Below are 8,047 nucleotides of genomic sequence, written 5' to 3'. Positions count from 1 at the left end.
CACGTGGTCACCCCCATGCAGTCGCGGAGCCGGATGAGCCCGTCGCGCATGCGTGTCTTGATGGTGGGAAGCGGTGTGCGCAGGGCCTCGGCGACCTCACGGTAGGTCAGTCCCCGGTAGTAGGCCAGGGTCACGGCCTGGCGCTGGAGCTCGGTCAGCCCGCGCAGGCACCGGCGCACCTGCTCGGACTCCAGCCGCGTCTCGACCTGCTCGGCCACCTCGTCGAACGCGGTGGTGTGCTCACGGGCCGCCTGCGCCTGCTCACGGTCCGCCGCGGCCTGCGCGGACCGTACGCGGTCCACGGCCCGCCGGTGCGCGATCGTCGCCGCCCACGCACCGACACTGCCCGCCTCCGGCCGGTACCGGGCCGCCTGCCGCCACAGGTCGACCATCACCTCCTGCGCCACCTCCTCGGACTGCGCCCGGTCCCGCACGACCTTCACCACGATCCCGAACACCATGGGCGCGAGGGCGTCGTAGAGGACGGAGAAGGACTCCTTGTCACCGTGCGCGACCTTGTGCATGACCTCGGCGAGGTCGTCGCGGGCGGGGCCGCGGGAGCGGCCGGTGAAGGGGATCGGTTGGTTCACCTGCAGGACTCCGGCCGGGGGGAGGAGGTGAAGCGGCGGCCTGGGGTGGCCGTCGGGGGGCGGGGCGTCCATCGCATGCCGGTCCTCGTGTCGTCGCTGGTGCGGGACCGTACCGCCCCGGGGACGGTCCGGCTCTCCTGAACTGATGGGTGTGTCGCTTGTTCTTCGTAGCCGCCGGGGCTTCGGATGGGTGCTTTCCGGCCATCCGCACGCGGGGGATTGACCCGTTGGGGGGAATCCGGCCCCTCCGGGCAAGCCGGGCCGCGGGGGGCGGCGAAGCACGGGCTGAGAGGGGATCCGGATGCGTTCACCCGACTCCCCACGGGCCGCCCGGGACTTCCGGGCGGCCGCACACCCCCACAGGAGGTACGAAGACATGGCTGGTGTACGACGGGTTCTGGCCGCTGCCCTGGCAGCAGGTGCGATCGTGGTGGCGGGCGCGTCGGCGGCGTCCGCCGACGCGGACGCGCACGGCGTGGCCGCGTACTCGCCGGGAGTCGGCTCGGGCAACCTCATCCAGGTCCCCATCCACATCCCCGTCAACGCGTGCGGGAACAGCGTCAGCATCATCGGGCTGCTGAACCCGGCCTTCGGGAACACCTGCATCAACGGCTGAGGCCGCACCGCGGGCAGGCCGTCGGGCGGCCCGGCTGCGGGCGGCCTGTGCGGCGGCCGTCCGCAGTGCGCCCCCGGCGCCAGGCTGACGGTGAGGGCGTAGGGGCCCCTCGCGTGCAGGACCGCATCGGTGGCCAGCTCGGAGACGATGAGGACGAGGTCCTCGGCGATGCCGCCCGGGCAGACGGCCGGTTCCAGGGCGGACAGGTGCGCCGTGATCCGGCGCGCGTGCCGGGCGGCCAGGGTGCCCGACGGCAGCGGCGTATGCAGCACCGCCGGACGCTCGGGGGTGGGCTCCGGAAACCCCGGAACCCCACGGTGGTCCTGCCCGGCTCACCACGTGCCGTGGCAGTTCCAGTGGGCGGGCACCCAGTGGCTCACGTAGGGGCCGGGCACCCGGTGCTGCTTCCAGTGGCCCTCGGACCACCATCCGTCGTGCCAGTTCCCGTGGTGGTCGCGGTAGCCGTGGTGCCAGGCGCCCTGGTGCCACTTCCACGCGCAGTGGGCCCCGTCCGGAGCCCTGCACGGGGGATTCGGCGCGGGCCGCCGCCCGGATTGCACCTTTCCGCCAGACCGCTAGCCCCTCACTGCCGGATGCGGCGGCGGCAGCGCCCGCGAACGCGGCGCGGGCAACGCCTGCTGCTTCTTCCCGTGCCGGCGCCCGGGTCGGAGGAGAGTGCCGTTCTCCCGGCCCAGTCCGCGGGTGCGGTCGGTGCCCTTCCGGCGCTCCGGACGGCGGGTGTGTACTGGAGGACCGCCGAGCCGAGGGGGAGCCATGACGAGCACGCCGGATCCCGGTGCACCCGAGCCGGAGCCCTCGGAGCACGGGGAGTGCGCGGAGGAGTCCTGGCTGAGCAGCAGGAGGGTCGCCGGGCTGTGGCCGGTGCGCGAGGCCTGGCTGCCGGACGCTGCCCGCCGTGCCGGGGTCCGCTACAACGCCTCGAGCGGTCGGAGCACGGGCACGTGGGGATCTGGTCCGACCACCTACTCCTTTCACCCCGGGGACGTGGAGCGGGCCGCACGGGCATTCGCCGAGGGCCGAGTCGACGTCCCGTCAGGATGGCGTACGGACACGGCAGTCGGCCGGTGCCGGGAGTTCTGCTTCAAGACGCTGGTGTACGGGGCCGCCGCGCTCACGGTGGCGGCCCTGGTGGCCGCGGTCCTCGGCCTCCCCGCCCTCGTCGTGTTCGCGCTGACCGTCGAGTGACTGCCGCGGGCCGGACCCGCCGGAGCGGCGCCCGCACGCTCCGCGGCAACTCCGCAACCGGCACCGGGCACGGGCTGCCCTGAAAGCCGGGTTTCCGGCGTAGCAGAAAGGGGGCGGTGAAGGAGAGAGGCCGTCGATGACGTCGGAAGTGCCCTTCGTGCTCGCCCGTGTGGATTTCCTGATTCGATGTCATCGAGAGCTTCAGGAAACGGGGTTGGCGACCATGCCGCTGGTGTTCGTCCACGGAGTGGGCCACCGCATCGACGGCCCCCACGTGCAGCAGACCCGGGCCCGGGACGACCTGTTCCGGAGCCACCTGCTGTCGTCCCACGTGCGCGCGGACGGCCGGCCGGTCAGCATCCGCAATCCGTGCTGGGGCGGCACGGGTTCCTCGCTGGCCTGGGGCGGCGCCAGCATCGGAGAGCCCCGGCGGCCTGGCGGACTCGTGGGACGCCGTGCGGGCGGCAGGGCGGCCCGGGGCCGGTACCCGCGGCAGTGAGGCGCTCTGCCGCCCGTCCTGAGCCGGCGGGCGGCAGGACGGCCGGTCGCGCGGGGCCGGCGCCGCACGACGGCCGCGGGGGAGGGTGGCCCCGCGCCGGTTCAGCGCGCGGCCGTGTCCCGTACCGGGTGCTTGCTGAGGATCGAGACGCGGTTGAAGGCGTTGATCGTGATCGCCGCCCAGATGACGGCGGAGATCTGGTCCTCGCTCAAGGCCGCGCGGGCCTGTGCGTAGGCCTGTTCCTGGGCGGCGGCGTCGGCGGGGTGGGTGGTGGCCTCCGCGAGGGCGAGGGCGGCGCGTTCCCGGGCGGTGAAGAGCCCGGTGTCCCGCCAGGCGGCGAGCACGCCGAGGCGCCGGGTGTCCTCCCCGGCGCGCAGTGCGGCGCGGGTGTGCACGTCGAGGCAGTAGGCGCAGCCGTTGAGCTGGGAGACGCGGAGGTTGACCAGCTCGACCAGGATCCGGTCGAGCCCGGCCTCGGCGGCCGCTGCGCGGACGGCGTCGGCGGTTTTGACCAGGGCCCGGTAGGCGGCCGGGTGCTGCTTGTCGAGGTAGACCCGCCCGTCGGCCCGGTCGACTGCCGTGACCTGCACCGTCTCGCTCACGCCGCGCTCCTTGCACCTGTTGTCCGGGGTTGCCGTGGGGGCTATGATCACCCATAATTGTTGAAAGTGAAACTACTAAGCCGAGGGAGGCGCTGGGAGATGGATCACACGCAGGCCGGACACGGGGCGGCCGGGACCGTCGAGGTCCTCACGGCCCGGGACGTCCCGCTGGGCGGGCCGCGGGCCATGACCGTACGGCGGACCCTGCCGCAGCGGGCCCGGACGCTCATCGGGGCCTGGTGCTTCGCCGACCACTACGGCCCCGACCGGGTCGCCGACTCCGGGGGCATGGACGTCGCCCCCCACCCCCACACCGGGCTCCAGACCGCCAGCTGGCTCTTCAGCGGGGAGATCGAGCACCGCGACAGCCTGGGCACCCGTGCCCTCGTACGGCCCGGCGAGATCAACCTGATGACCGGGGGCCGCGGCATCAGCCACACGGAGGTCTCCACCCCCGCCACCACCGTCCTCCACGGCGTCCAGCTGTGGGTGGCCCTGCCCGGTGAACACCGCCACGCACCCAGCGAGTTCCAGCACCACGCGCCCGGGCCGCTGCGCGTGGACGGCGCGGAGCTGCGCGTCTTCCTGGGCACCCTCGCCGGCGAGACCTCACCCGTGCGCACCTTCACCCCGCTCCTGGGCGCCGAGGTCCTCATCGACGCCGGCGCCGCCGTCACCCTCGGCGTCGACCCCGCCTTCGAACACGGACTCCTCGTCGACGAGGGAGACGTCCGCCTCGACGGAACCGCCCTCCTCCCCGCGGAACTCGGCTACGCCGCCCCGGGGCGCACCACCCTCACCCTCACCAACGCCTCCGGCCGCCCGGCCCGCACCGTCCTGCTGGGCGGGCCGCCCTTCGAGGAGGAGATCGTGATGTGGTGGAACTTCATCGGCCGCAGCCACCGCGACATCGTCGAGGCGCGGGAGGACTGGGAGCGCGCCTCCGGCCGCTTCGGCACCGTCGAGGGCTACCCCGGCAGCCGGCTGCCCGCCCCCGCGCTGCCCCATGCCGTCATCGCACCCCGCAAGAACCCCTCCCGCCACTGAACCCCGTACCGAAAGGCACCCCCGTGAGCGACCAGACCTCCCTCGCCGCCCCCGTCGTCCGGCGCGTCGACGCCCGCCACCGCTACGAGATCCTCGTCGACGGCGAGCGCGCCGGGCTGACCGCCTACCGCGACCGCGGCGACCAGCGGGTCTTCTTCCACACCGAGACCGGCGAGGCCTACGCCGGCCGGGGACTGGCCGCGGTCCTCGTCGAGCAGGCCCTGACCGACGTCCGCGCCTCCGGCAAGCGCATCGTGCCCGTATGCCCGTACGTCGCCAAGTTCCTTACCAGGCACCAGGAGTTCGCCGACATCACCGACCCCGCCACCCCCGAAGTCGTCTCCTGGCTCGACGCCCAGCTCGGACGCTGAGACGCCGCGGGGGGACGCGCGGCGTGCGGCCCGGCGAAGCACAGGAGCCGGGTGCGGGTCTCGTGCGGGTGCGGTGGCGGCCGGCTGTGAGCACGTCCGCCGCCAACGCCGACGCGGGCCCGCCGTCAGCGTTCGAGCAGGCGCGCCTGCGCCGGTGTGTGGGTGTCTCCGGCGGCGGGCGGCAGGCCGTCGAGCGCGCGGAGCTGCCCGGCGGTCAGCGTGACGGCGTCGGCGGCGGCGTTCTCCTCGATCCGGCTGACCCGCCTGGTGCCGGGGATCGGGGCGATATCGGCGCCCCGGGCGAGCAGCCAGGCCAGCGCCACCTGGGCCGGGGTGGCGCCCACCTCGGCCGCCAGCGCCCCGACCTCGGCGGCGCGCGCCAGGTTGTGCCGGAAGTTCCCGCCCGTGAACCGCGGGTTGTCGCGCCGCAGGTCGCCCGCGTCGAACTGGTCGGTGGAGCGGACGGTCCCGGTCAGGAAGCCCCGCCCGAGCGGGGAGAAGGGCACGAGCCCGATGCCCAGCTCCCGCAGGACGGGCAGGACCCGCGCCTCGATGCCACGGGTCCACAGCGAGTACTCCGACTGCACCGCGGTGACCGGCTGCACGGCGTGGGCGCGGCGGATCGTCTCCGGGCCCGCCTCCGAGAGGCCGAAGGCGCGGACCTTGCCCTCGGCGATCAGCTCGCCCACGGCCCCGGCGGTCTCCTCGACGGGCGTGTCCGGGTCCACCCGGTGCTGGTAGTACAGGTCGATGTAGTCGGTGCCGAGCCGCTTCAGCGAGCCCTCGACCGCCCTGCGGATGCTGGCCGGGCTGGAGTCCGGGACCCCTGCGCCGCGGCCGGTGTGGGAGACCAGCCCGAACTTGGTCGCCAGCACCGCCCCGTCCCGGCGTCCCTTCAGCGCCCGCCCCAGCAACTCCTCGTTCGTGTAGGGGCCGTAGGCCTCCGCGGTGTCGATGTGCGTGGCGCCCAGGTCCAGCGCGCGGTGCACGGTCCTGACCGACTCCGCGTCGTCGGTGCCGTGGCCGGTGTAGGCGTGGGACATGCCCATGGCGCCCAGACCGATCCGGGAGACCTCCAGGTCGCGCATCTTCGTGTAACGCATCTCGCCCTCTTCTGATCACGGTGTCGTCTCGTCCCGCCCCACCCTCCCGCGTACTCCACCGCCCTGGCAGGGCGGCCTCTTCAGGGGTAACGGCAGGGCCCCCCTCCCGTCCACCGGCCGGGTGCCCGGCGGGTCAGACTGGGGCCATGGCAACCGAGAGCGCGCGCACCGAGGGCGCAGAGCTGGGCCGCTTCCTGCGCGCCCGCCGCACCCAGACCAGCCCCCGGCACGTCGGCCTCACCGTCGGCACCGGCGTCCGACGCACCCCCGGCCTGCGCCGCGAGGAGCTGGCCACCCTCGCCGGGATCAGCATCGACTACTACGTGCGCATGGAGCGCGGCAAGGAGACCCGCCCCAGCCCCGCCGTCCTCGACTCCCTCGCCCGCGCCCTGCACATGGACGACCAGGAGCACCAGCACCTGCGCGAACTCGCCGCCCGCGCCGCCCGCTACATCCCGCAGCCGCCCCCGGCCCCCGGCCGCACCGTCCGCCCCCACCTGCACCTCCTCCTCGAATCGCTGCGCCCGAACCCCGCCTACGTCATCAGCCGCAGCATGGACCTGCTCGCCTGGAACCCCGGCGGCCTCGCCCTGTACGCAGGCCTGGACGACTGGCCGCCCAGGCACCGCAACCTCGCCCGCTACCTCTTCCTCCACCCCGCCGCCCGGGACCTGCTCCCCGCCTGGGAGCACCAGACCGCCGCCTGCGCCGCCCGCCTGCGCGCCGTCGCGGGCACCGCCCCCGACGCACCGGACCTCACCGCCCTGGTCGGCGAACTGCTCCTCAAGAGCCCGGACTTCGCACGGCTGTGGGAACGCTACGAGGTCACCGGACGCAAGCCCGTCGAGAAGACCTTCGACCACCCCCGCGTCGGAACGCTCACCCTCGCCTCACAGTCCCTCCACGTGGAGGGCACGCCCGGACAGCGCATCGGCGTCTACACCGCCGAACCCGGCAGCCCCGCACACGACGCACTGCTCCTCCTCGACACGACCGCCCCGGCCCCCGCCCCGACGGCAGCCGTGTGACCGGCGCAGGCCCTGGTGTCAGCCCCTCCCGACAGGCTGTCCCGGTGAATCGTGATGCGTTCGACCGCCTGGTGGTGGAGGCTGCTGCCGCGGATGTCCGGCTGGCGGCAATGGAGTTCGACGGGGCCGCCCGGTGGGCGGCAGCCCTCGGCGGGGGGCCCTCGGAGCCGCTTGCGGCCGAGGTGTGGGTCTTCGACGAGGAGCTCGCCCGGGTGCTGCTGGTGCACCACCGGTGGCGCGGGTGGGTTCCGCCGGGCGGGCGGGTCGAACCCGGGGAGACACCCCGGGAAGGAGCGCGCCGCGAGCTCCTGGAGGAGACCGGCGTCGAGGCGGAACTGCTGCCCGAGCCCGCTGCGGCGACGGTGCGCTCCTACCGCGCCGGGTGGCCGGCGACCCTCGGCCTGTCGTACGTCGCCATCGCGAGCGCGGCAAGGCCCCTGGTCACCGAGAACGGACAGCCGGCGGCCTGGACGCCCCTGGACGCGGACTGGTCCAGCTACTTCCCGGGGGACGCCTCGCTGGTCCGCCGGCACGCGCAGCGGCTGCGCGGGGCCAGCGGCCGCTGATCCGGCTTGCCGCGCACCCTTCCGGACCCCAGGTGGGAGAGGACCGTCCGGCTACGGGGACTGGAACTGCCCGCCCCGCTGAACGGCGGCGCGTACTGCACGGCGGGGGATCAAGCCGGATTCGAACCGGCGTGCTCCCCTCCTGATGAGATGGGCGCGTCGACCGCTGCGCTACAGCCCCCCGCCGCGGTACGCGCAGCCTACCTGCAGGCGGGGCCGACGCCACCGTCCCGCACCCGGACGACCAGGTTCCGGCCCCTTCTCGACCACCGGCCGGCCGCAGGCCCGTTCGCATCCGTCCGGACCGGCACGCTGATCCGGTGGGCTACCGGTGACTTGGCCAGTGCACCGGGCTTCAGCCCGGTGGTGAAGGCCATCCCGAGACCGGAGGCGCGGAGCGCCGGAGTGCCTTGCGCCTC

At 74.4% G+C, this 8,047-nt stretch carries 11 protein-coding genes; 7 read left to right on the top strand and 4 right to left on the bottom strand.

Annotated elements, in window-relative coordinates; all coding sequences use genetic code 11:
* A partial coding sequence (gene sigK, locus ACZ7JZ_RS35735) for an ECF RNA polymerase sigma factor SigK (protein ID WP_470947270.1) occupies positions 1 to 590 on the bottom strand: 590 nt, incomplete at its 3' end.
* Between the two features lie 376 nt (positions 591 to 966).
* Between sigK and ACZ7JZ_RS35730 the strand changes: the two genes are divergently transcribed.
* Entirely contained in the window at positions 967 to 1,206 is a 240-nt protein-coding gene (locus ACZ7JZ_RS35730; protein WP_470947268.1) for a chaplin, read from the top strand.
* A 332-nt stretch (positions 1,207 to 1,538) separates the two neighbouring features.
* Here ACZ7JZ_RS35730 and ACZ7JZ_RS35725 read toward each other — a convergent pair whose 3' ends face one another.
* The gene (locus tag ACZ7JZ_RS35725) at positions 1,539 to 1,766 is read right to left on the bottom strand and encodes a hypothetical protein (protein ID WP_470947266.1); all 228 of its coding nucleotides are present in this window, start codon (positions 1,764 to 1,766) and stop codon (positions 1,539 to 1,541) included.
* 214 nt (positions 1,767 to 1,980) lie between these two features.
* On the opposite strand from ACZ7JZ_RS35725, the gene ACZ7JZ_RS35720 reads away from it, so the two are divergent.
* Entirely contained in the window at positions 1,981 to 2,412 is a 432-nt protein-coding gene (locus ACZ7JZ_RS35720; RefSeq protein ID WP_470947263.1) for a hypothetical protein, read from the top strand.
* Positions 2,413 to 2,626: 214 nt separating this feature from the next.
* Positions 2,627 to 2,911, top strand: coding sequence for a hypothetical protein (locus tag ACZ7JZ_RS35715; RefSeq protein ID WP_470947261.1), 285 nt, complete (start codon positions 2,627 to 2,629; stop codon positions 2,909 to 2,911).
* Between the two features lie 101 nt (positions 2,912 to 3,012).
* Here the strand turns inward: ACZ7JZ_RS35715 and ACZ7JZ_RS35710 are convergent, their stop codons facing one another.
* Entirely contained in the window at positions 3,013 to 3,513 is a 501-nt protein-coding gene (locus ACZ7JZ_RS35710; protein ID WP_470947258.1) for a carboxymuconolactone decarboxylase family protein, read from the bottom strand.
* A 99-nt stretch (positions 3,514 to 3,612) separates the two neighbouring features.
* Between ACZ7JZ_RS35710 and ACZ7JZ_RS35705 the strand changes: the two genes are divergently transcribed.
* On the top strand, positions 3,613 to 4,560 hold the full coding sequence (locus tag ACZ7JZ_RS35705; RefSeq protein ID WP_470947256.1) for a pirin family protein: 948 nt from the start codon (positions 3,613 to 3,615) through the stop codon (positions 4,558 to 4,560).
* Positions 4,561 to 4,583: 23 nt separating this feature from the next.
* Positions 4,584 to 4,931, top strand: coding sequence for a GNAT family N-acetyltransferase (locus ACZ7JZ_RS35700; protein WP_470947254.1), 348 nt, complete (start codon positions 4,584 to 4,586; stop codon positions 4,929 to 4,931).
* A 125-nt stretch (positions 4,932 to 5,056) separates the two neighbouring features.
* Here ACZ7JZ_RS35700 and ACZ7JZ_RS35695 read toward each other — a convergent pair whose 3' ends face one another.
* On the bottom strand, positions 5,057 to 6,034 hold the full coding sequence (locus ACZ7JZ_RS35695; RefSeq protein WP_470947250.1) for an aldo/keto reductase: 978 nt from the start codon (positions 6,032 to 6,034) through the stop codon (positions 5,057 to 5,059).
* 146 nt (positions 6,035 to 6,180) lie between these two features.
* On the opposite strand from ACZ7JZ_RS35695, the gene ACZ7JZ_RS35690 reads away from it, so the two are divergent.
* Positions 6,181 to 7,062: a helix-turn-helix transcriptional regulator gene (locus tag ACZ7JZ_RS35690; protein WP_470947247.1), complete on the top strand. Its 882-nt coding sequence runs from the start codon at positions 6,181 to 6,183 to the stop codon at positions 7,060 to 7,062.
* A 44-nt stretch (positions 7,063 to 7,106) separates the two neighbouring features.
* The gene (locus tag ACZ7JZ_RS35685; RefSeq protein ID WP_470947244.1) at positions 7,107 to 7,628 is read left to right on the top strand and encodes an NUDIX domain-containing protein; all 522 of its coding nucleotides are present in this window, start codon (positions 7,107 to 7,109) and stop codon (positions 7,626 to 7,628) included.
* Positions 7,629 to 8,047 lie beyond the last annotated feature (419 nt).

The sequence above is a fragment of the Streptomyces sp. NPDC038213 genome, from assembly GCF_055600495.1.
The sequence above is the reverse complement of the archived record's forward strand: the minus strand, read 5'-3'. Positions and strand labels throughout refer to the sequence as shown.

Coding starts and splice junctions, on each gene's coding strand:
- ACZ7JZ_RS35720 (WP_470947263.1), top strand. CDS start 1,981: ATGACGAGCACGCCGGATCCCGGTGCACCCGAGCCGGAGCCCTCGGAG.
- ACZ7JZ_RS35690 (WP_470947247.1), top strand. CDS start 6,181: ATGGCAACCGAGAGCGCGCGCACCGAGGGCGCAGAGCTGGGCCGCTTC.
- ACZ7JZ_RS35730 (WP_470947268.1), top strand. CDS start 967: ATGGCTGGTGTACGACGGGTTCTGGCCGCTGCCCTGGCAGCAGGTGCG.
- ACZ7JZ_RS35695 (WP_470947250.1), bottom strand. CDS start 6,034: ATGCGTTACACGAAGATGCGCGACCTGGAGGTCTCCCGGATCGGTCTG.
- ACZ7JZ_RS35705 (WP_470947256.1), top strand. CDS start 3,613: ATGGATCACACGCAGGCCGGACACGGGGCGGCCGGGACCGTCGAGGTC.